The organism is Desulfomarina sp. (assembly GCF_054039375.1).
Map to the genome: position 1 here is coordinate 12,468 of NZ_JBPLBA010000230.1, position 21,047 is coordinate 33,514.

The 21,047-nt window shown below is 47.1% G+C and carries 23 protein-coding genes and 1 tRNA gene; 11 read left to right on the forward strand and 13 right to left on the reverse strand.

Going from position 1 to position 21,047, the window contains the following annotated elements:
- Nucleotides 1-2 precede the first annotated feature (2 nt).
- From ACXLDX_RS12840 to ACXLDX_RS12855, 4 genes are all read left to right on the forward strand, one after another.
- Nucleotides 3-77 (forward strand) — tRNA-Gly (locus ACXLDX_RS12840).
- 388 nt (nucleotides 78-465) lie between these two features.
- Complete coding sequence (locus ACXLDX_RS12845; protein ID WP_457577585.1) at nucleotides 466-816, forward strand: DsrE family protein; 351 nt, start codon at nucleotides 466-468, stop codon at nucleotides 814-816.
- 202 nt (nucleotides 817-1,018) lie between these two features.
- Nucleotides 1,019-1,279 carry an AF1514 family protein gene (locus ACXLDX_RS12850; protein ID WP_457577586.1) on the forward strand — a complete coding sequence of 87 codons (261 nt, stop codon included), beginning with the start codon at nucleotides 1,019-1,021 and terminating at the stop codon, nucleotides 1,277-1,279.
- 389 nt (nucleotides 1,280-1,668) lie between these two features.
- Nucleotides 1,669-2,112 (forward strand): universal stress protein, encoded by a 444-nt coding sequence (locus tag ACXLDX_RS12855; protein WP_457577587.1) that lies wholly within the window; start codon nucleotides 1,669-1,671, stop codon nucleotides 2,110-2,112.
- Between the two features lie 108 nt (nucleotides 2,113-2,220).
- Here ACXLDX_RS12855 and ACXLDX_RS12860 read toward each other — a convergent pair whose 3' ends face one another.
- From ACXLDX_RS12860 to ACXLDX_RS12900, 9 genes are all read right to left on the reverse strand, one after another.
- Nucleotides 2,221-2,679, reverse strand: coding sequence for an iron-sulfur cluster assembly scaffold protein (locus ACXLDX_RS12860; RefSeq protein WP_457577588.1), 459 nt, complete (start codon nucleotides 2,677-2,679; stop codon nucleotides 2,221-2,223).
- 72 nt (nucleotides 2,680-2,751) lie between these two features.
- On the reverse strand, nucleotides 2,752-3,111 hold the full coding sequence (locus ACXLDX_RS12865; protein WP_457577589.1) for a NifB/NifX family molybdenum-iron cluster-binding protein: 360 nt from the start codon (nucleotides 3,109-3,111) through the stop codon (nucleotides 2,752-2,754).
- Nucleotides 3,112-3,152: 41 nt separating this feature from the next.
- Nucleotides 3,153-3,536: a NifB/NifX family molybdenum-iron cluster-binding protein gene (locus ACXLDX_RS12870; protein WP_457577590.1), complete on the reverse strand. Its 384-nt coding sequence runs from the start codon at nucleotides 3,534-3,536 to the stop codon at nucleotides 3,153-3,155.
- 24 nt (nucleotides 3,537-3,560) lie between these two features.
- A complete protein-coding gene (locus tag ACXLDX_RS12875) occupies nucleotides 3,561-4,466 on the reverse strand; it encodes an ATP-binding protein (protein ID WP_457577591.1) in 906 nt (301 codons plus the stop codon).
- A 13-nt stretch (nucleotides 4,467-4,479) separates the two neighbouring features.
- Entirely contained in the window at nucleotides 4,480-5,319 is an 840-nt protein-coding gene (locus tag ACXLDX_RS12880) for an ATP-binding protein (protein WP_457577592.1), read from the reverse strand.
- 175 nt (nucleotides 5,320-5,494) lie between these two features.
- On the reverse strand, nucleotides 5,495-5,878 hold the full coding sequence (locus ACXLDX_RS12885; RefSeq protein ID WP_457577593.1) for a hypothetical protein: 384 nt from the start codon (nucleotides 5,876-5,878) through the stop codon (nucleotides 5,495-5,497).
- 129 nt (nucleotides 5,879-6,007) lie between these two features.
- A complete protein-coding gene (locus tag ACXLDX_RS12890; protein WP_457577594.1) occupies nucleotides 6,008-6,304 on the reverse strand; it encodes a DUF5320 domain-containing protein in 297 nt (98 codons plus the stop codon).
- Nucleotides 6,305-6,371: 67 nt separating this feature from the next.
- Nucleotides 6,372-6,773 (reverse strand): NifB/NifX family molybdenum-iron cluster-binding protein, encoded by a 402-nt coding sequence (locus ACXLDX_RS12895; RefSeq protein WP_457577595.1) that lies wholly within the window; start codon nucleotides 6,771-6,773, stop codon nucleotides 6,372-6,374.
- Between the two features lie 174 nt (nucleotides 6,774-6,947).
- Nucleotides 6,948-8,336: a sigma-54 interaction domain-containing protein gene (locus ACXLDX_RS12900; RefSeq protein WP_457577596.1), complete on the reverse strand. Its 1,389-nt coding sequence runs from the start codon at nucleotides 8,334-8,336 to the stop codon at nucleotides 6,948-6,950.
- 708 nt (nucleotides 8,337-9,044) lie between these two features.
- Here ACXLDX_RS12900 and ACXLDX_RS12905 point away from each other — a divergent pair.
- Genes ACXLDX_RS12905 through ACXLDX_RS12915 form a run of 3 tightly spaced genes read left to right on the forward strand, consistent with a single transcriptional unit; the run spans nucleotide 9,045 to nucleotide 13,422 of the window.
- On the forward strand, nucleotides 9,045-9,821 hold the full coding sequence (locus tag ACXLDX_RS12905; RefSeq protein ID WP_457577597.1) for a TSUP family transporter: 777 nt from the start codon (nucleotides 9,045-9,047) through the stop codon (nucleotides 9,819-9,821).
- 2 nt (nucleotides 9,822-9,823) lie between these two features.
- Complete coding sequence (locus ACXLDX_RS12910; protein WP_457577598.1) at nucleotides 9,824-11,626, forward strand: ABC transporter ATP-binding protein; 1,803 nt, start codon at nucleotides 9,824-9,826, stop codon at nucleotides 11,624-11,626.
- Nucleotides 11,623-13,422: an ABC transporter ATP-binding protein gene (locus tag ACXLDX_RS12915; protein WP_457577599.1), complete on the forward strand. Its 1,800-nt coding sequence runs from the start codon at nucleotides 11,623-11,625 to the stop codon at nucleotides 13,420-13,422. Before ACXLDX_RS12910 ends, ACXLDX_RS12915 begins: the two co-directional genes overlap by 4 nt.
- Nucleotides 13,423-13,695: 273 nt before the next feature.
- Here the strand turns inward: ACXLDX_RS12915 and ACXLDX_RS12920 are convergent, their stop codons facing one another.
- A complete protein-coding gene (locus ACXLDX_RS12920; protein ID WP_457577600.1) occupies nucleotides 13,696-14,271 on the reverse strand; it encodes a PEGA domain-containing protein in 576 nt (191 codons plus the stop codon).
- A gap of 274 nt (nucleotides 14,272-14,545) precedes the next feature.
- Between ACXLDX_RS12920 and ACXLDX_RS12925 the strand changes: the two genes are divergently transcribed.
- The 4 genes from ACXLDX_RS12925 to ACXLDX_RS12940 all read left to right on the forward strand — a co-directional run bounded on the left by ACXLDX_RS12925 (nucleotide 14,546) and on the right by ACXLDX_RS12940 (nucleotide 17,454).
- Nucleotides 14,546-14,950, forward strand: coding sequence for a HEAT repeat domain-containing protein (locus tag ACXLDX_RS12925; RefSeq protein WP_457577601.1), 405 nt, complete (start codon nucleotides 14,546-14,548; stop codon nucleotides 14,948-14,950).
- On the forward strand, nucleotides 14,947-15,204 hold the full coding sequence (locus tag ACXLDX_RS12930; RefSeq protein ID WP_457577602.1) for a hypothetical protein: 258 nt from the start codon (nucleotides 14,947-14,949) through the stop codon (nucleotides 15,202-15,204). The genes ACXLDX_RS12925 and ACXLDX_RS12930 overlap by 4 nt, the downstream gene beginning before the upstream one ends.
- Nucleotides 15,205-15,360: 156 nt before the next feature.
- Entirely contained in the window at nucleotides 15,361-16,032 is a 672-nt protein-coding gene (locus tag ACXLDX_RS12935; protein ID WP_457577603.1) for a hypothetical protein, read from the forward strand.
- Between the two features lie 69 nt (nucleotides 16,033-16,101).
- On the forward strand, nucleotides 16,102-17,454 hold the full coding sequence (locus ACXLDX_RS12940) for a hypothetical protein (protein WP_457577604.1): 1,353 nt from the start codon (nucleotides 16,102-16,104) through the stop codon (nucleotides 17,452-17,454).
- Here ACXLDX_RS12940 and ACXLDX_RS12945 read toward each other — a convergent pair whose 3' ends face one another.
- From ACXLDX_RS12945 to ACXLDX_RS12955, 3 genes are all read right to left on the reverse strand, one after another.
- On the reverse strand, nucleotides 17,455-18,957 hold the full coding sequence (locus ACXLDX_RS12945; RefSeq protein ID WP_457577605.1) for a glycosyltransferase family 2 protein: 1,503 nt from the start codon (nucleotides 18,955-18,957) through the stop codon (nucleotides 17,455-17,457). It abuts the gene before it with no gap.
- Nucleotides 18,958-19,120: 163 nt separating this feature from the next.
- On the reverse strand, nucleotides 19,121-19,810 hold the full coding sequence (locus tag ACXLDX_RS12950; protein WP_457577606.1) for a CAAX prenyl protease-related protein: 690 nt from the start codon (nucleotides 19,808-19,810) through the stop codon (nucleotides 19,121-19,123).
- 153 nt (nucleotides 19,811-19,963) lie between these two features.
- Nucleotides 19,964-20,311: a hypothetical protein gene (locus ACXLDX_RS12955; protein ID WP_457577607.1), complete on the reverse strand. Its 348-nt coding sequence runs from the start codon at nucleotides 20,309-20,311 to the stop codon at nucleotides 19,964-19,966.
- Nucleotides 20,312-21,047 lie beyond the last annotated feature (736 nt).

The following is a 21,047-nucleotide window of genomic DNA, read 5'->3' on the forward strand; positions in this document are numbered from 1 at the left end:
ATGCGGGAATAACTCAGTGGTAGAGTGCAACCTTGCCAAGGTTGACGTCGCGAGTTCGAATCTCGTTTCCCGCTCCATTCCGGGCGATACCTCATTTTTCTGAGGTATCGCCTTTTTATTTTCTTTGCCCTGCGGGATTGGCAATTTTACCGGATATGCTTGGTACACTGGCATGAGGTCATTGACATACGTCATGCTAATGACGTCAATTTGAAAAAACCAGGCGGATCACCATGGAATACTCGCGGATTAAGGTTTCAGCAACAATTCATTGAAATTCTGCCCCACGGTTGTATAGTTATTTGCATATCTTCAAAATGATTACTCCTGAACAGGTGACATCTTCAGGTTGACCCCGTCCCTGGAATGGAAGTTTGATATTTCAGTCGTTTTTTCAACATATTACAAAAAACAAAACCATTACGGATCCAAAAAACAGACTATTTCAAACAACAAGGTGAAACCATGGCAAATTTTCTTTTTGTTCTCAGATCCAACGATTTTGAAAAGGCAACCCGCTGTTTCCAGTTCGCTAAAATAGCTCATTCAAAAGGTCACCAGGTCAATCTCTTTTTTATCGATGGTGGTGTTGACTGGGCCGTAAAGGAGAAAGATGGTTCCCGACGGACAACCACGGGTGACTGTGTCAACGACTACCTTCCTTACCTAGTGGAAAACGAGGTGCAGACCGGTGTGTGTACGCCCTGCGCAAAAAACAGGAATCTGGACGAGGCTCAGTTTCATTCCAACATGGCCCTGGATGGTGGCCCCCATCTTATCGACATGGCGGCAGAGGCAAAGGTCTTTAATTTCTAGGATTTCTAAAAAGTTTTTCAGTAGTCCGTGCAACTCAGCCGGATTGAGTTGCACGGGGAAACAGGTTTCTCCCGTAACCATTCCCAGGTGCCAAATATTTCCACCGGTTCTTTTTCACCATAGCCCCGCTTATGCGGCAAAAGATTATGAAAATCCAGAGTACCTGTGAAAATTACCCACCGACTTGTGAAAGAGTAGAGGTATGCAGAAAATTCACATAACCCTCGAAGGGATTAATCCTGATTTCGACACAATCCGAAAAATGACTGATAGTCTCGCACTGGTGGAAAATGAATATGCCACCCTGGTTGCCTGGAATGACAGGGAGCGGGATATCCATTCTCCCCGGTGTCTGAAGTGTGAATTTGACGATGCACCGGGTTGGGAAATCTATGGCCGCAATCATGGTGGCCGGCTTCGAATCAGTGTCAATAATGATCAATTTGTACTGATCTACAGCTAATCACATCCTTCCCGTCCGCCCACCTGTTTTTCCAGAGCAATGCTTGTCAGAAGACTGTTCATGCAATATTGTATTAACTACCAGAGAGCAATTAAAAATATCTGATTCCCTTTGGCCTGCTCCTGCCGAAATACACCCTTCAGGTAATCCCGTAATAAACAGACGGAAAAACATGGTTTCTGTCCATGGCACTCACATAAAAATATAAAATCTTTTTTCTGATTACGTACGAAATACAGCCTGCTATTTGTGAGTCTGGGGATGTGGATGTTTTATCAGGCTGAGTTTCATGGGTAATCAGAATCTTTTTAGACCGGCTTCAGTTGTCCGGAAAACAATATTCTAGACATTGAATATGTCTGCTAAACTCAGCATCATGGAGGAAAATCATGAAAGATATTACAAAAATTGTTGTTCCCGTCGACCTGGACCGTCATACCAAAAAACTCGTTGAATTTTCTGTTTATGTTGCGGAAAAATTCTCCGCCGGGATCAGGTTTATTCATGTTGTGGAAAATATCGCCACGGGTGACATGATGATAGGAAGCCCCTCATTTGAACCAATTTATGAAGAGCAGGCGAGAAAAGCCAGAATTGCTGTTGACGGTATCGTTGAAAACAACAGGTCAGTCGTACAGGATATTGACAGTGTCGTTATACGGGGAGATATTGTTGAAGAAGTAGTCAAATATGCGGATGATGAAAACGCTGGTCTTGTCATCATCGGAACCCATGGGGCCAGAGGTCTGGAAAGAATCCTCCTCGGCAGTGTCGCGGAACGGGTGTTAAAAAGCGTTCATTGCCCGACCCTGACAATGAATCCATACAAATAACATTTCTGCGCTGCAGCCAATTCACTGCAGTCAAAATCCTATACCGTTCTTTCAGAACCGGAAGGGACAGTTCGATATTATCAACTGTCCCTTCCGGTTTGGCAGCCATTAATTTCCGGTCCTTTTTACTTTTTGGGCCTGTGCCACCATATAAGTATTCAAAGCCTCCTGAAGAGTTTGAACAGCCAGGTAGGCGCAGTGTTCTTCTGCTTCAGGAAAAGAGCCGATTTCATTTAATACATCGGCCCCACTGAACCCGAACACCTCTTCAATGGTTTTACCTGTAGCCAGTTCCGCCGTAAAAGAACCTGCCACTGAACTGGAACCGCATCCATCGGTAGTGTATCTGACCTCACGGAGCCGCTCACCATCCACTTTAATATACATTTCCATGGTATCACCACAACTTCCTTTCACCCTGGCAAAACCATCGGCATCCATCATTTTCCCACAGAATCGAGGATTACGCCACCTGTCAAAACCTTTTTCTCCAAGGGCATCCCTGGCCTCGGCAAAAACCTCTTCCTGAATTTTATTGACGATGGCGTCAAATTCGGCATCATTCATTTTTTTTCTTCCTCCCGGTAAAAAGCAGCCCTGCTCAACTCCCAAGTCTCATCACTTCCGGGCAGCATCCTCTTACCAGTGTCCTTCCACATTGGCACCAGTGCTGTACTCCACGGGACCGGTCTTGAATTTTTCCACCGCTTCACGAACCGTTCCCGACACATCATTCACCACCTTTATCCCGGCAGCATCAACGGTTTTAAAAGCATTGGGGCCACAGTAGCCGGTAAGCAGCACCTCAGCCCCCTTTTCACTGACCATGGTTGCCGCCTGGATACCGGCTCCTTTGAAGGCGTTGACATTTTCACTGTTGTCCACAGCCTCAAACTCAAAGGTGTCAGTATCAACCAGAAGAATATATGGAGCCCGACCAAAGCGGGGATCAACTTCATCATCAAGGGTCACCCCCCTTGCCGTAACCGCAACTTTCATAACTTCACCTCTTCTATTTCATGGAGTAGCTCAGGCGGGGCTTAATGACCGCCTCCACCACCACAAACCTGATCATTCTGAATAACCGGAACCTTACCGGCGATCATATCCTCCACCACCGGTCTGATATCAATCCGCTCCGCATCATGATACACATCAATTCCCACCTGCTGGAAGCCCATCAAAGGCCGCATTCCGATTCCACCCACTACAAGCTGCTGAACCTTATGTTCCGCCAGCAGATTGACGGGCACCATGCATCCTCCCTGGACATGCTCCTTGTTCGGCAAAATCGAGACCTCCTTTATTTCACCATCTTCCACGTCTATCAGGGTAAATACATCACAGTGACCAAAATGCCCCGCACGCTTCCCGTCAAGACCGCCTTCACCTTCAGATGGAACTGCAATACGTACCTTTGTCATGCTCTTTTCTCCTTGTTTTACTTTTTACCTGATTGTTTTTGAAAAATCCTTCAGCCCCAGCTTATTCATGGCGGGGGATGACAAAATCCTGTTCCAGACAGAGCGAACTGTTGCGACAGTGTCAGAATCGGGTACATACTCCAGGATATTCTGTCCCTCCACCATGGCTCTGGTGAACTCAGGATCAAAAGGGATTCGACCAACAATCTCCATGTTTCGCTCTCTTGCCACATCCTCAATTTTTGAGGTCATTTCTGTATTCAAATCATACTTATTGACACAGACAAGTCCCGGCACCTTGAAGTGCCTGGCCAGATCAGCCACCCTGGACATATCATGAAGCCCGGAAACAGTTGGTTCAACAATGATGACCAGGGCCGTTGCTCCACCAATGGCCGCAATAACCGGACAACCTATTCCCGGTGGGCCATCAGTAAGAATCAGCTCTCTGCCCTCCGCCTCGGCAACTTCTTTTGCCTGCTGACGCACAAGGCTTACCAGCTTACCTGAATTTTCCTCGGCGATCCCGAGACGCGCATGGACCATGGTGCCGTATCGAGTATCCGAGATAAACCATTCACCACATTTCTGAACCGGAAAATCAATTGCCTCCTCCGGACAAAGATCAACACAGACACCGCACCCTTCACAACCAATCGGATCCACCACAAAATCTTCGGAGATGGCCTCAAATTTACAGAGCTCCAGGCACCTGCCGCATTCCACACAATCATCCTGCCTGATTACGGCAAGGGAGCCACCCATAAAATCGACTCGCTTTTTTACCTCCGGGGCCAGCAGCAAATGCAGATCAGCCGCATCCACATCGGCATCACATAAAACACTGTTTTCAGCCAGGGCGGCAAAAGCCGCTGTCAGGCTTGTTTTGCCTGTCCCCCCCTTACCGCTTATAATAACCAGTTCTCTCATGGGTTACTCTCCATCAACTCCGTGCAAGGAGTTCCATTTGATTGTACAACTGACGAAATTTCTCTTTCCACTCCGGCATCACCTCAATAATCAGCCTGCCTCTGGAATAACTCTCCGCAATCTTTCTCTCAAAAGGAATCTCCATCAGAATCGGGATATTTTCCCTGGCAGCATACTCCCGTACCCCGTTATCGCCGATATCTGCACGATTGATAACAAGTCCGCAGGGAATTCCAAGTGTCCTGACAGCCTCCACCCCCAGTTTCAGGTCGTGGAGCCCGAAAGGTGTAGGTTCCGTTACCATCAGCACAAAATCCACTCCCCTGGTGGCAGCGATCACAGGACAGGATGTACCCGGAGGCGCATCAATAATAGTTGTTCCATTATTGGCCCCGACCCGGCGGACAGCCTTGATGAGCGGTGGAGACATGGCTTCACCCACCCTCAGCCGACCATGGGAAAACAAAATATCTCCTGCATTTCCGGATTCCACACTTCCAAGGACACGACTGCTGTCCAGGACTGCATCCTCTTCACAGACTTCCACACAACCGCCGCAGCTATGGCACAGTTCCGGAAAAACCAGAACCTTACCAGCCACCACCGCAAGAGCCCGAAACCTGCATATTTCTGCACATTTTTTACAACCTGTGCACCGCTCTTCATCTATCTCGGGAATAAAAGTGGTTACATCTTCCTCACCCTGCAGATCCGGATTGAGAAAGAGATGGGCATTCGGTTCTTCCACATCGCAATCCAGCAATCGCACACCCTGACCCAGGGCCGCTGCCAGATTGGTTGCCACGGTGGTCTTTCCGGTGCCACCCTTACCACTTGCCACACTGATTATCATGACAACACTCCTTATTCGTAACTACTCACAGGAGCAACAATTCTGTAATTTTATTGCCTCTGAACTATAACTGCTCACTCACCACAGTTTTTTGCAGGCTCTTGTATACCTTTTCAACCTGCCTGTACGGACAAAAGAGACCGAGAAAAACCGGTATCCCCGTGAATACTTACTCTTATTCAGCCTTGAGCAGGGCATCAATGGAATCAAGAATTTCTAGCATTTTCAAGGCTTCCTGTTCCGCCGGGGCAGGAGGCAGTTGCATAAACACTCCTAGACCTTCTGTAAATTCATGAAAATCATCAGGCGCAAGCGTACTCACTAAAGCACAGTTGATAAGGGGATAGTTCTGCATCAGACTCGATACAAGATCCAACCCTCTACCATCAGTCAGCTCGTCATCAGCCACAACCACATCCAGCCGAACCTCTTTTGCCTTTTTCAATGCCTCTTTCTGCGAGTCAACCCTGATCAGCTCAATTCCGTCCCTCTTCTGCAGCGCAACGGCCAACTCCTCGAAATTCTCAGGAACCTTGCTCACAAGCAGTATTCGTGCCATCTATACCTCCTGAGCCGGCTGAAAAACCATTTTTTCAGCCGGCTTACCTTGCCTCCCTGAATCCTGCGAGGCCGAATTACTCAAGTACCACAAATTTCAGCAGTTCAGAATTCAGATTCTATTCTTTCCTTATTCAGAAGCCTGCAGGCGGGCTATCTCCTCCCGCAACTGCTCCACTGTCTCCCTGGCCGCATCATACTCCTGTTTCAACTGATCGAGATCATCCACTCCCAGACTGTTGCCAACTCCGGAACCTGCACGTCTCCGTGGCACGGATACTCCCATGCCCAGCCCTCTGCCACGGCCCATACCCCGACCGCCACCAAAACGACCAAAAGCTGAATAATCAGTTCTGCGACACATGCCTCTCATTCTTCCACTTGCGGGTCCCTGTCCTTCCGGGCCACGTCCATCAAATCCTGGCATAATCATACCTCCTTATTTTCACCGAAAACTCTGACACCCTCCATTGGATACCATCTTTCCGGACCTTCTAGTTTTCCCGGTACCGGCCTATCCTCTGCTGTCCCGGAGAACATCTCCTTCCACGACAACATCGTCTGCGCGGACATCCCGGCATGGTAAAATCGGCCAGGTCTTCACCATCCACATAGAGAGATAAAATTTCTTCCGCATCTCCGGTAAGAAAAGGAATGACCTCTATCCGGATGGCGTCAAAGAGAGCAGCCGTTCCCATTGACAGGGCACCGCAGATCAGAACATCAACATCCAGGCTTTCCAGAAGCTCCAGCACCCGGCTGAACAGGGTGGTATCCATCCGTTCAACTCGCCTGTCAATGATCTCGTCCCCCTCAACCTCAGCAATCAACAGGGTCCGGGCGGAATCAAATACCGGAGAAATCCGGTTTCCCCATACTGTAATGGCTACCTTCATCTATTTTCCTCCCTGGCACCTGTTATATTGCATTTACAGTGCCAAGGCAGTGAAATATTTTTTGCCAGTATTTTCAGATAGAAAGAAGAAGAGGATTTTAATCGAAGGGGGAAAGAACACTTGAGAGTCGCAGAAACGCAACCCATTCAGTCGCATAGGGTCGCACAGAGTCTCTCAATGCGACTCTGAACGTGTTGTCCTCCCGTCAATTCCGGGAAGAGTTATCTGATATTTTTTCAGTTTACGAAACAGGGTACTTTTATGAATACCCAGTTCTTTTGCCGCAGCCAGCCGATTATATCTGTTGTTTTTCAGGGCTTCCATGATTCGCGCCTTTTCGGTCATTCCAGTTGCCTCACGAACTGAAGAAGGAATCTGTTCCGGGATACTCTCCTTTTTTTGAACCAGATAGGCGGGAAGGTGGGATCTGTTTATTTCGCCTTCTGAGCAGAGAACGAAGCCATGTTCAATAATGTTCTCCAGCTCACGGATATTACCGGGATAATCGTGGGCCATAAGAAAGGTCATCACTTCCCGATCCACACCCGAAACACTCTTTCCCTTGATACGATTCATTTTTTTTATAAATCGTTCAATCAGGAGGGGGACGTCCTCGATCCGTTCTCTTAAGGGAGGCAGCCGGAAACTGATAATATTGATTCGGTAAAAAAGATCACGGCGGAAATCTCCATTCTTCACCATCTTTGACAGATCACGGTTAGTGGCGGTAATAACCCGCGCAGCCGTCCTGATCTTTTCCACACTCCCCAGGGGCTGATATTCTTTTTCCTGCAGAACCCGAAGCAGCCGCACCTGAAAGGCCCCACTGGTGTCCCCTATTTCATCAAGAAAAATCGTCCCTTCCCCGGCAGAACCAAAAAAACCTTTCTTATCCTTTTCAGCCCCTGTAAAAGCCCCTGCCTTATAACCGAAAAGTTCAGATTCCAGAAGGCTGTCCGGCAGAGCACCACAGTTTATGGCCACAAAAGGCTCAGCCTTTTTCAGTGATAAATTGTGGATGGCGGCAGCCAGCAGTTCCTTACCCGTTCCCGTTTCACCTTCAATTAAAACCGTTGAATCACTTCTGGCAACCTGGGGCAGAATCGCAAAAATCTTTTTCATCTCCTCACTGCGGCTCACCATATCGGCAAGCTGATAACTGCCTTCCAGTTCCCGCCGTAACTCTTCAACCAGACTGTGGTCCCTGAAGGTCTCCACTCCCCCCAGTACCACACCTGATTCGTCCCTTAGAGGTGATGTCGAAACAGAGATAGGCACCCGTTTCTGCTTGTTATTTATAATATAAGTCGAACTGCTGACAAAGGATTTTCCCTCCTTCATGGTCCTCTTGAGAGCACAATCACCTTCGCACATATTGGAACGAAAGACTTCCCAGCAGTAGCGACCGATTGCTTCGCTGCGGCTTGTGCCGGTTATCTCCTCGGCCGCCCGGTTGAATGTCATTATCCGCCAGTTATGATCAACAGTAAAGACCCCGTCGGAAATCGATTCCAGGATGATCTCGTTTGCCGTTTTATTTATTGTTTCATCTTTATTTTTCACTTCAGCTCACAGAGAAATTATTTTTCAAGGTGGCCTGGCACCTCTGCTGCATTAAATATATTCTTATATCGTAACTACTCACAGGGGTAGCAATTATATGATTTTATTACATCTGAACTGTAATTGCTCACAGGTGCCGCAGATTTTTGCAGGCTCTTTTGTTCGCTATAGCCTACCTATGTGGACAAAAGAGACCGTGAAAAGCTGGGGTGCCTGTGAGTAATTACCTTATATCGTACAAAACTCAGCCTGATAAAGCAGGCACATCCACAATTCGGCTGAATTTCATGGGTAATCAAGTAAATAATTAGAAAGTGTCTGTCCAGAAATAAGAATTTTTGTTCGAGATCAAGGCGCACGGGAAATTTTACCCCAGGCATATAATTGATATCGGAGTCTACGCTTACCTCCGAGGATAAAATTTTTAAGGCAACGCAGATATCGGGCCCAAAAACCAACTATGGACAGACACTAGAAAATATATAGCGTAACTGAAACAAGGCAAACAAAAGTTGCCAATTTTGTAAAGCGGATTTATTCTGTTCTCCACGTGTTTGCTGCGACTGCCCCTAAAGCACAAAACCACCATTTCTGTGTTTCAGAAAATGAAAAACAATGGCTTACAGTCTGGAAGCACTTCAGTTATTGAATCTTTAATCTCCGGCAACCCTGCCGTGTACGAAATCGAGCAAGGAGTTTTCCCCTGCCATGGAATCAATTGATATTTCATCGACCGTTCTGCTCACACTGCTTTTAGTCGGCCTGCTTTCCGGTTTTATCGATTCAGTCGCAGGAGGAGGAGGTCTTATTGCCCTGCCGGCCCTTCTCTTCGTCGGCCTGCCGCCCCAGATTGCACTGGGCACCAATAAACTCCAGGGAAGCTTCGGCACCCTGTCAGCCGCCTGGAACTATATCTCCAATAAACAGATCTCTCTCAAAAAGGCACTGCCGGGAATGCTGTTCACCCTCATCGGTGCCAGTGGCGGTGCCATGCTTGTTCAATCGCTGGATCCATCTTTTATTCAACCACTGATTCCGGTCCTGCTGCTCCTTGTCTTTTTCCATACCCTTCTTTCCAAAGACCTGGGCCGTAAAGACACTCCCGCCATAATGCGGCCACTTCTGTTCCACGCCCTGTTTGGCCTGCTCCTCGGATTTTACGATGGTTTTTTCGGCCCGGGAACCGGCTCGTTCTGGACGGTGGCCTTCATGTTTTTTGCCGGTTTCAATATGACACGGGCCACCGGCTATACAAAGATCATGAATTTTACCAGTAATATTGTCGCACTCACCTGGTTTATTATCGGCGGTAATATCATCTGGTCAGTCGGCCTGACCATGGCCGTCGGCCAGATCATAGGCGCCCGAATCGGATCAGGGATGGCAATCAGCAGAGGGACAGCCTTTATCAGACCTCTCTTTCTCACCGTTGTCTTCCTGACCATTGCCCGCCTGGCCTATCTCAATTTCTTCAGTATAACCTGACTTTGACAACTCAACAGACAACAGACAAGCGGAAAAAGAGAATACGTCCCGGCACCACCTTGACACAGATCCGTGCCCTGCTCGGACCGACCTATAGAAAACACAGGTGGAGACTGCTTGCCGGATTCATCGCTCTTCTTGCCGTTGATTTTCTCCAGCTGCTCATTCCCCGCATTATCCGCAGGGCGGTTGACAGCCTCCAGACGGCCGGAATATCCAGCCATGAACTCCTGACACCTGCAGCGCTGATTGTGTCCATTGCCGCAGGTGTAGTCGTCCTCCGTTTCACCTGGCGCTACCTGATCATCGGTTTTTCCAGACTGCTTGAAAGAGATATAAGGAACCGAATTTTCACACATCTTCTCACAATGGACGGCCCATTTTTCGAAAAACGGACCACCGGAGATCTGATGGCCCATTCCTCCAATGATATTGCAGCCATCCAGATGGCCTGCGGCATGGGAATGGTTGCCGCAGTTGATGCCCTGGTCATGCTGCTGGCTGCTATCGGCTTCATGACAGCCATTCATCCGGCTCTGACCCTTATGGCCCTCCTCCCCATGCCCATCCTTGCCATCAGCACACGGATACTCTCAGGAAAACTGCACAGACGATTTTCAGCGGTACAGGAACGGTTTGCCATGTTGACAGAGCTCTCCAGATCAACTCTTATTTCCATTGGCTTGATCAAAAGCTACACCATGGAGAGATTTCAGACAAAACAGTTTGACCGACTTGGAAAAAAATACGTTAAAGATAACCTTCGGGTGGCAGCTATCCAGGGACTGATCAGCCCCGTTGCCACCCTGGTTGGCAACATTGGAATGCTGGTGGTCCTTTTTCTCGGTGGCCGTTTTGTCATCCAGGGGAAAATAAGCCTTGGCGACTTCGTTGCCTTTATCACCTACCTGTACATGCTTATCTGGCCGGTAATGGCTGTGGGCTGGGTCGCCAATCTTGTCCAGCGGGGAGCCACTTCCCTCGGCCGGATTCACGGCCTGGTGACAAGTGTCTCCCGGCTGCATGATCCGGAAACAGGGCCTGAACCTGACCAACCCGGATTCAGACTGAGAAACCTCACATTTTCCTACCCGTCCTCCCCCCGTCCGGTATTAAACAACCTCAGCCTCAACCTGGATCCCGGAATCCATGGAATCACCGGACGCACAGGCTGCGGCAAGACAACCCTCTGCAAGCTGCTGACGCGGCTCTACCCGGTAAAGGATGGACAACTCTTTTTCGCCGGTCACGATGTCAATCAATATCCCCTGCTCCAGGTTCGTTCACGTATCAGCTATGTTGCCCAGGAACCAGTTCTTTTTTCAAGGTCCATCGCCGAAAACATTCGTCTGGGCCGACCAGGGGCGAGCCGGCAGGATGTGGAAGAGGCAGCAAAAAAAGCGGCTATCCACCAAGATATTCTCACCTTTGAAAAGGGATATGAAACAATGATCGGTGAAAGAGGAATAAAACTTTCCGGTGGACAGCGTCAGCGCCTTGCCATGGCCAGAGCCCTGCTGGCAGACCGGGAAATATTACTTATTGATGACGGACTCTCTGCCGTTGATGTAACCACGGAAGAGGAGCTTTTTCACGGTCTGAAACATTTTTTTGCCGGCAAGGTGGTCATTGTCATCTCCAACCGCACGAAACTCCTCTCCATGACAGATCGTATTATCATTCTTGCTGACGGCAGTGTGGAAGCCGAAGGGAACCATACAGAACTTCTACGCGCAAACGACCTGTACCGCTCCATGTACTATAAACAGATGCGAAACCCTGACGAAACTGGGTGGGCGAGATGAAAAACTTCGGCTACAGCGAAGAGGGCACTCCAATTTCCCTGGGAGATTTCCAGCTCTGGCGGCGTATTTTTATTTTCTGCAGACCCCATCTCCCCCAGCTTTCCCTGGCGCTTCTACTCTCCCTGGTGGTCACCGGCGCAACCCTTGCCCTGCCCCACCTGATGCAAAATGGAATCGATAATTTCATCACAAACTACAACATGCCGGATCATCTCAGAATTTCAGGGCTGATGCGGACAGCCATTTACTACGGGGGAATCATAGGTGCGCTCTTTATCGCTTCCTTCTGCCAGATAATGGTTCTGGAGTGGATAGGCCAGTCGATTATGCACACCATCAGACAGAAACTCTTTTCCCACCTGCTCGACCTGGATATGGCCTTTTTCAACACAACCCCCACCGGCAGGCTTGTCACCAGGCTGACAAATGACATCCAGAACATGCATGAGATGTTCACCTCCGTCATCATCACCCTGTTTAATGATCTTCTCAGACTGGGCGCAATCATTGTTCTGCTCTACCTGATGAATCCGAATCTTGCGGCCCTTATGACCATTTTTGTCCCCCTTTCCCTGATCATCACGGTCTCCTTTGCCCGTCTGGCCAGGGAACGGTTTCGTGCAATTCGTACCCAGCTGGCACGACTCAACTCATTTCTGTCCGAAACCATCTCCGGTATTGCCATTCTGCAACTGTTTGGCAGAGAAGAGTCAAGCAGACGGGAGTTTGAGGAACTGAGCGCAGGCTTCCTTCATCATGCAGTCAGGCAGATCAAACTGTTCGGCACCTTTATGCCACTCACCGAATTCATGAGTTCTGCAGCTGTAGCCCTGATCCTCTGGTACGGAGGCGGAGAAGTCCTGAAAAACCGGCTCACCCTTGGAGAACTGGTCGCTTTCCTCTCTTATATGCGCCTTTTTTTCCAGCCCCTGCGTGAACTTTCCCAGAAATACTCTATTGTCCAGTCGGCCATGGCCTCAGCGGAACGTATTTTCGGGCTTCTGGACAGAAAAAGTAATCTGAAACAGCCACTACGGCCCAAAAAAATAACCAACCCGCAAGGGCAATTGGAGTTTAGCAATATCACCTTCAGGTATGACAGAAATACTCCCCTCATTGAAGAGATGTCACTTACAATCGAAGCCGGTGAAACCGTCGCCCTGGTGGGAACCACCGGTTCCGGAAAAACTACACTGGTCAACCTCCTCCTGCGCTTCTATGATCCGGAGAAAGGGAGCATTACCATGGATGGCGTCAATATTTCAGAACTGGCTCTTCATGATCTGCGCACCCTCATCGGAGTCATTCTCCAGGATGTATTTATCCTCCAGGATTCACTCCTGGCCAATATCGTTCTTGACACCGGCCGCACAAGAACCGATGTGGAAATTATCATGGAGAAAACCGGCATGGCCCGGTTTGTGAAAAAACTTCCCGAAGGACTTGACACTCAGATCGGTGAAGGTGGTCAGGAACTTTCAACCGGAGAAAAACAGCTGCTGGCCTTTGCCCGGGTTCTCTGCAGAAACCCGGCCATCCTTATTCTTGATGAGGCGACTGCAGCTATTGACACGGAATCGGAAAACATCCTGGAAGAGGCCATTGCCGACAGTTTCACCGGCCGCACCTCCATTATCATCGCCCACAGGCTTTCCACGATCCGCCGTGCCGACAGGATCATAGTCATGCAGGCCGGGAAAATTATAGAACAGGGCAGTCACCTGGAACTACTGAACAAAAGAGGAGAATATGCCCAAATGGTGGCAATGGACAGAAAAATTATCAGATATGATTAACAGGAAATGGTCACAGGGCCAGCAACTCTATGATTTTATTAACTCTGGACTTTTTTATTCCCCGGTTCCTTTGTTCTCAAACGGGAAGTCCAGTGTCCCGTCAACACTGCTCTGGCGTTTCCTGCTTGTCTTTTTTTTGGCGCCATCCCGCCTGCGGCTTATGTTACATAGCCCAACTATGCGCTCAAAGCCGCAGGCAGAATGGCCCAAAAAATTACAGCGCAATAGTACGTCATTTGATCGTTGACGTGACACTGGTTTTTCAAGATACCTTTAGTGCCGTTTTACCAGATCAAAATGCATGGTTTCAGGAAATTCAAAAACAGCGCCGTTCTTCTGGGGAGCAAATTCTTTCAATTCTTTTTTCGCCTGCTGATAACCGTCTTTTGTCGCGACAAATTCAAACGTCCTGCAGCCACCGATCCTCTCCTTGATCATAGCCGTAAAAGGTGTCTCGCCAATAACCTCACCATTTAACAGAACCACAGCGCCGGAGGGTACGGAAGTCACGTGGATTCTGTATATTTTTCTCTTCTCCAGATCAAAATGAACCGCTTCAGGAACGACATCATCCACAGTCTGGTAATAAAGCTGCTCCTTGAATGCCTTCCTCGCCGGTTTATAATCCTCCTTCACAGCTTTGAAAGCATAAATATTAAAGTCACCCTTTCGCTGCTGCACAACGACATCACAGGGTGTTTCGCCGACAATCCGGTCATTGAGAAACAGCAGGGCCCCGGACGGCCTGGACGTCACATGGGTTCGATGGACAGTTTTCCCGCAACCGGCCAGCAGGATTACTGCCAGCAGAGGCAGCAACGGGAACAGACAACGAAACCGTTTTTTCACATTCTCCCCCTTTTGCTGCTCGTTTTTTTCAGATTAACCTGGATTTTTCTTGCCTTTCAGAACAAACAGAAGCACTCTGACATGTGAGTGCCTTGGGAAACCAGAACTTTCGTTTGAGGTCAGGAAACAGGGAAATCCAGAAGCGCAGCATATTTTCCATATATGAGCATTTCTCATTTTCCAGTGACGTAAAAATAGAACGAAAAAGCAATTTTTCAAGGTGACCGCATTTTATCTTAACATAAATAACCTGAAACCTGAATCCTGCACTTTTATGGAAAATACAAAATCAACTGTAAGCGATAAGGAACTGAAAAAAGTGATCGCCGATTTCCTCGACCAGGGTCACGTGGAAAACATCATCGCCATGTTTCGCCGAGAACCGTCCTACTATGCATGGACCGGGGATCTGCTGCTGGATGACCGTTTCAGCGTTCGCCTCGGCCTCTCTGTCCTCTTTGAGGAACTGGCTAAACTCCAGCCCCAAAAAACAGTCCTGGCCATACCGTCACTGATTCAGGTCCTCGCCAACCCAGAACCTCTCCTGAGAGGAGAAGCAGTCTCTCTTCTCGGTATTATCGGCACAAAAGAGGCCATCGCCCATGTCCGCCTTCTGGAGAATGACGAGAACCCCCAGGTCAGGGAAATGGTTACCATGATTCTGGAGGAACACACGTGAAACCTGAAGCCCCCCCGACACCAGCACGCCACCGGTTCCCATGGTGGCTCAGTATTCTTTTCGCTGTTCTGTTCTACTGCGGCCTGAAATATCTTGCTCCTCAACTTCACACCACCAGTGCTTTTCTCAACAACCTCCTGACACTGGCCCCCAGGGCCGCTCCCCTGGTGGCCATAGTCTTTCTTCTTTGCGGGGCTGTTGGACTTTATGATTTTGACGAAAAAGAAAACGAAAAGAGTGACTGTGCCGATTAATTTTCTCTTGACACATGACTGATGAAAAAAATGGAAGAACAGAGTATATGAAGGACTTATTTCAGGACAACCGTGCTTTAAACTCAATGTACCACTGAGGTAATAAAATTACTGAGTTACAACCCCTGTGACCAATTACAATAAACTGATCAACTTATGAAAAACAAAGAAAACCTGACGGAAAAGCTTCAGGCCATAATAGAAATGGGAAACAAAGTTCTGGCCACTGAAACCCAGGGATTCCAGAAACAGACCTTTGTGGATGAACAGAAATTCCATGACTTCAGAATAGCCGGGCTTTCCCTTCTCAGCCGGATTTTTGGTGATACAAGCCAGCATTATACCTGTTTTAAATCGGAAGTAACCATTCCTGGGAGCAGTCGAACAAAACGGGGCATCGGCATCCTGACTTCCGCCACCAGGGAACTGCAGGGTAACTGGCTGGAAACCACCAGAGGGAATATTACCTTGGAAATACTGGAGGAATTCATGGATATGGCCAGGGGTTATATCGAAATGAACACTCCGGCAGCCGCAATCATTCTGATGAATGCTGTTCTGGAGAAACATTTACGAAACCTCTGCCAGGCAAACGGAATTGATATTATAAACAGGCGCCAAAGCACTCCAGCCCCCAAAAGATCCCTCCAGCTTGCAAGTGAAGGCTATAAGAAAAAGCTCTTTGACCGTGGCCAAAACAAGAAACTGCTGTCCTGGCTTGAACTGTGCGGCAGGATAAATCAGGATCCGACCTTGACCGTTTCGACAGAACAGGCTGATAAAATGTACAGAGGCCTGAGACGTTTTCTGACTGCGACCCCATATTAACAATCACAAATTCAAGGTGACCTCAAGAATTGAGGAACTCTGTTAATCCATAACAGGCATTCAACTTCAATGAGCACTTCACAATTAAAGTTCCCTGCCCTCTTTTCCCGGCGGGAAGAATACCATCAGGATCGAAACAAGTTTTTTTCCGGTAAAAAATTCTATATTTTCGCTGGTCTTGCAGCATACATTATTATCATGCTGGTCCGATCATGGGATAATTTTTCAGCACCCGGACTCTATGTGGAAGACGCCACCCATTATTTCAATCTTTTCTATGGCGGCCACAAATCCCTCAGCTCCATTTTCCAGCATCCCAACGGATACTACAATATCTATAATAATTTTATTGCGTTCCTGGCAGCTAGAGCCGATATTCTCCTGCAACCGCGTATTTATCAATCAGTGGCCGTCCTGCTCTGCGTGCTCACCGTGGCTTCGGTTTCCTTTTCAGGGCTTTTTCAGAACAGGTTTGTCCTTCTTATAGCTCCCCTGCTCCTGGGCCTCTCCGGCCTGAACCATATTTATTATTACATCACATTAACATTTCAGATGTATGTGGTGGTTCTTCTCCTTCTTGTTCTGCTCCTCTGGCGCTGGAAATTCCCCTTTTTTATTAATCTGTTTTTCTTTGTCCTGCTGACGATCCTTATCTGGTCAGGCCCCTATTCCGTACTGACTGTGCCTTTCTGCCTGACCTCTCTCTTTTTTTTCAGGGGAAGAACATGGACAAACCTGGGGATTATTGCAGTAACAGTCAGTTATGCTCTATCGGTTGAAAAAAGCACCATTATGCTTGGCAACCTGTTCAATACTGAAATACTTACACTCTGGTTCCAGACCCTGGTCACACAAGTTTTCCTCATGGGAATGAAGGACAGTGTCAATACTGAAAAAATAATCCTTCTTCTTGCGGTTTTTCTCCCCCTGTTCTTCATCCTCAGAAAAGAAAGACTCTACCTGAAAACCACAGCCCTTCTTTTTGTTATTATTATCTCTTCGTTTGCCCCTCTTTTTCTCAGTAAAAAATACCTGCTCTACCAGACAATTTACCCGTGCCATATATTAACAGCCCAGTTTTTCTACCTGATTTTCATCCTATATTCGGCGGATCACATCCTGAAGAAATTCAGCAGTTATGAAATACAGATTGCCTCTCTCTTCCTGCTGTCAGTCTTCGCATTTATTCTTCTGGACAATATTGAACACCGGGAAAAATACAGTGCTCCCGTTATGAAATCCATTCCCGCCTTTCTCAGAGCCGTTAAAAAAGCTGAGTCTGCCGGCCTTTCCGACAGGCACCAGAATGTTATGATTATCACCGATGGCATAAAAAAAGCCTTCAGACCGGTGGCCGTGGTGGGCGACAGATCAAAAGGCTCAAAACGTGTGGAAAAAATATTTATCTCCTCAAAGGAATAATCATTCGTCTATTTTTTTTGATTTCTCTCCGGAAATTTCCATGGCGGAAGCCAGAAGATGCTGGAGGGAAGGGGGTGGGGTCACAAAAAAGACAAACTGGAAACTGAACAGAGATCTCCTTATCCGTATCATTCCCCTGTGCACTGACGTGAAGAAATCAGCCAGACCATTTGACGAAAATATTGCCCTGTAGGGTACAGGAAGGCCGAGAATATCCTGAATTGCGAATCCATTCTGAACAAAGATCTTTCTGGCCGAACGCAGGGTGAAGAAATGAAAACTGTTAAAATTGATAATTCCTCTCCTGGTGTAGGAAAACCGACCAAAAAGCAGCAGTAACCTGGTCATGAAAAAACCGATATTGGCTATGGTCACACATATTTTCAAATCCGGTGCATACATACACACTTCCCGCAATTTGGCTACCATCTCTTCCGGATTACGGGATACGGAATCATCAAGGAGAAAAATATAATCAAGACTGTGCTCACTCGTCATATGATCCAGAAAAAAACGGGCACTTTTGACATTCACAAAATGCCCGCACTCCCGCAAATGCTCCTTTAACTTGTCGGGAATATCACCTACAAGCATAATGTTTGAACGTTCAGGTATCTCTTTTGACAGAATTGCCTCAAGGTGCATCTCCTCTGCTGCGGCATCTGCGGCCTGCTGCTCGTCTGCCGGTTTACAGTCAAACTTTGGATCATAAAAAATATGAAAAGGCTGTACCTTGGCAAGGAAAGTTGCCTTTACGACATCCCAGGCGTATTTAATGCCGTTGACATGGCATATTTCGTCCCCGTAAAAGGTAGGAATCGGCAGCTCCATGATCCTCTGCCTGGCAAAAATCAGCTGGATGATGATTTCCGTATCAAAATGAAAATCATTACTGTTCAGACTGAAGGGAATAGTTTTCAATGCTTCAATACTGTACAATCTGTAACCACTATGAAATTCACTGAGATCAGAACCAAGCATAAAATTCTGATAGGTTGTAAGAATTTTGTTCCCCACATATTTATAAAAGGGCATCCCTCCTTTCAGTGCAGCCCTTTTTTCCAGCATTCTTGACCCAAATACGACTTCAGCCTTTTTTGTTGCCAGAACCTCCACCAGTTCCGGCAGACATTCAGGAGCATACTGCCCGTCCCCATGCACGAGTGCAACCCAGTCGAAACCATTTTCCACGGCATAGTGAAAACCGATTTTCTGATTTCCCCCGTATCCCTGGTTTTTCGGGTTGTAGAGTACAGTGAGCTTAAACGGAACCAGACCTGCCCTCTTAGCCAGCTCACTCTTTTCAAAAGTATTATCCTGGGATGAATCATCAATGATCAGGACTTCGATATCGTAGCGATCAGACAGGGTGACAGGGATACGCTTTAGAACATTTTCAATTGTATTTTCAGCATTATAAGCAACAATAAAAATTAACAGACGCCCTTGATCGCCGGAACCATTATGTAACTGCGGCAGATGATTTTTTTTCTGAGTGTGCATAACATTTGACCAGATATTTTCTCCCGTAGACGGAAAACTATGAATTACAGGTACTGTTGAAAACAAAAATTAAGTCCGCTTTATACCAGTAAAGGGAAGCAAAAGTACAGAGAAATACCTTCAGGGAGCCCAGTTCACAGACAGAAAACAGGGAAAAATCGGCTTACCACAGTTCCCAGGCCCCCGTCATCAGTATATATATGACAAGAAGCAGGTTACTGGTACTGTGTGCAACAATACACAGCCATAAATCTTTTTTCCAGTACAGCAGGATATTCATCAGAGCACAATAGACTGCGGCGGCAAGCCACTCCGGATGGGCAAGGGTAAAGAGAAGAACAACCCACAGAAAAGAACGCAGGGTAAAAACACCGAGTGGTTGTTCTTCCCAGTTTGCGGAAATAACCCATCGCAGAAGAAAACCCCTCCAGAAAAGCTCTTCCACAACAGGTACAAGAAGAACAAGACCGAGGGAACGCGCTAAAAGAAAAACCCATAACAGCAGCGAAGAAGAAATAGATTCAAAGGGATTGAATCCCTGCCGGGGTTCCGGCCTCAGCCATACAGGAAGACCGGAAACAACTGTTTCGGTAAAGTGTGTTCTGCTGAGGACTATCCAGAGGACAATACCGACAATCCCGAAAAGAATTCCAGGCATGAGATCCTTATGGGCCCGGTAAATATACCGTCCGCTTAAAAGATAAATCGCTGCACCACTGACCATTACAGTTGTAGCTATATATAACCAGGGATACAAGTCATGATACCGCGCCGCAACCTGACTGAAAAGAAGATAAAGAACAAAAGGGATCACATAGGGAATCATCCCGTACTTTTTAGCATCTAAAAACATATCCCCCTCTTTTTCATAAACAACTTTTCAATCTCCTCCCAACCCTCCTGAGACTCTCCACCCTTAATACCATGTTCTCATGAAAAACCAACAATTTTTGCACAAAGAATTATTCAGGCACATTTTATCAATGATAAATTTCTCTTCTGCCGGCTACTCAATCGTTTGCCGGTGAAAATATTTTTTCAAAACAGAACTGAAAAACGGCATTATAGAAAGGAGGGTGAAAGCTGTTACCAGTCCAAGAATTACCGCCAGCCTGCCCCAGTCCATTCCCGCCCTCTCATATATTTCCATAAAATTTAAAAGGGTGCGAAGCCATTCAGCGGCAGCAACCAGGAGATAAACCTGCAGGAGCCTGGCAGCCCATTTTCTTCTGACAAAAAGAAAGAGAGGAATAACCAATGCGATGAGGATCAGCACCGGAGATCCCATCCTGAAAAAATGCGCAGTAATCAGGGCAAAACTGAAAACTGGAGGCAACAAAAAAACGACAACCATAATATGTTTCCGAATATGAAATATTATTTCGCCAGAGTTGTGACAACAAGCATATTTCGCCTGTTTTCTACTTACCCGAAATACAAAAAACATCTTTGACTCAAGTCAAAGATCCATTGAGATTCACCACCTCTTTCCTGACATAAAAAGAACTGCTAGATATCAGGATAAAAAATACCCCCCCGGACCTCCTCATAAATTACAACAAAACAATCCTCGACAGAACTAATTACTATTCCCAGTAACTGCAGATGTTCTGCTGATTTTATCATAATGAACAATTATCTTCAAAGGATCTAGCTATTGTTTTTCACAGGTGTGTTTTTTCAATTCCCTGACAAATACGAAACACCTTTAAAATGAAAAATAATTTGTTTTTCTTTTTTTCGAATCATATACTCAAAACGATGGCGGTTAATCCCGCCCCCTGTTGACTTCATTAAATATTCACCTGAATCTATAAGCAAATGCCCAAAAAGAATCGCAGGCGTATAATTGATATCGGAGTCTACGCTTACCTCCGAGGATAAAATTTTTCGGCCAACGCAGATATCGGGCAAAAAGACCAACTATGGACAGGCACAAGTTAACGACATTGAATTCAACCACACGAAGAAACTCAAAGGAGGAAAAATGAAACTGCACCGTTTTTTCAAACGAATCGGAGTTAAACTGGTCCTGGCTTTCCTGTTTATCGGCATCCTGCCCCTGGCCGTCAGTGGTCTCATTTCCTCTT

Excerpts from the sequence above, each read along its gene's own strand:
- ACXLDX_RS12890 (WP_457577594.1), bottom strand. The coding sequence starts at position 6,304 with ATGCCAGGATTTGATGGACGTGGCCCGGAAGGACAGGGACCCGCAAGT.
- ACXLDX_RS12845 (WP_457577585.1), top strand. The coding sequence starts at position 466 with ATGGCAAATTTTCTTTTTGTTCTCAGATCCAACGATTTTGAAAAGGCA.
- ACXLDX_RS12855 (WP_457577587.1), top strand. The coding sequence starts at position 1,669 with ATGAAAGATATTACAAAAATTGTTGTTCCCGTCGACCTGGACCGTCAT.
- ACXLDX_RS12945 (WP_457577605.1), bottom strand. The coding sequence starts at position 18,957 with ATGCACACTCAGAAAAAAAATCATCTGCCGCAGTTACATAATGGTTCC.
- ACXLDX_RS12870 (WP_457577590.1), bottom strand. The coding sequence starts at position 3,536 with ATGACAAAGGTACGTATTGCAGTTCCATCTGAAGGTGAAGGCGGTCTT.
- ACXLDX_RS12925 (WP_457577601.1), top strand. The coding sequence starts at position 14,546 with ATGGAAAATACAAAATCAACTGTAAGCGATAAGGAACTGAAAAAAGTG.
- ACXLDX_RS12860 (WP_457577588.1), bottom strand. The coding sequence starts at position 2,679 with ATGAATGATGCCGAATTTGACGCCATCGTCAATAAAATTCAGGAAGAG.
- ACXLDX_RS12850 (WP_457577586.1), top strand. The coding sequence starts at position 1,019 with ATGCAGAAAATTCACATAACCCTCGAAGGGATTAATCCTGATTTCGAC.
- ACXLDX_RS12915 (WP_457577599.1), top strand. The coding sequence starts at position 11,623 with ATGAAAAACTTCGGCTACAGCGAAGAGGGCACTCCAATTTCCCTGGGA.
- ACXLDX_RS12950 (WP_457577606.1), bottom strand. The coding sequence starts at position 19,810 with ATGTTTTTAGATGCTAAAAAGTACGGGATGATTCCCTATGTGATCCCT.
- ACXLDX_RS12885 (WP_457577593.1), bottom strand. The coding sequence starts at position 5,878 with ATGGCACGAATACTGCTTGTGAGCAAGGTTCCTGAGAATTTCGAGGAG.
- ACXLDX_RS12905 (WP_457577597.1), top strand. The coding sequence starts at position 9,045 with ATGGAATCAATTGATATTTCATCGACCGTTCTGCTCACACTGCTTTTA.
- ACXLDX_RS12865 (WP_457577589.1), bottom strand. The coding sequence starts at position 3,111 with ATGAAAGTTGCGGTTACGGCAAGGGGGGTGACCCTTGATGATGAAGTT.
- ACXLDX_RS12935 (WP_457577603.1), top strand. The coding sequence starts at position 15,361 with ATGAAAAACAAAGAAAACCTGACGGAAAAGCTTCAGGCCATAATAGAA.
- ACXLDX_RS12940 (WP_457577604.1), top strand. The coding sequence starts at position 16,102 with ATGAGCACTTCACAATTAAAGTTCCCTGCCCTCTTTTCCCGGCGGGAA.
- ACXLDX_RS12955 (WP_457577607.1), bottom strand. The coding sequence starts at position 20,311 with ATGGTTGTCGTTTTTTTGTTGCCTCCAGTTTTCAGTTTTGCCCTGATT.
- ACXLDX_RS12895 (WP_457577595.1), bottom strand. The coding sequence starts at position 6,773 with ATGAAGGTAGCCATTACAGTATGGGGAAACCGGATTTCTCCGGTATTT.
- ACXLDX_RS12875 (WP_457577591.1), bottom strand. The coding sequence starts at position 4,466 with ATGAGAGAACTGGTTATTATAAGCGGTAAGGGGGGGACAGGCAAAACA.
- ACXLDX_RS12880 (WP_457577592.1), bottom strand. The coding sequence starts at position 5,319 with ATGATAATCAGTGTGGCAAGTGGTAAGGGTGGCACCGGAAAGACCACC.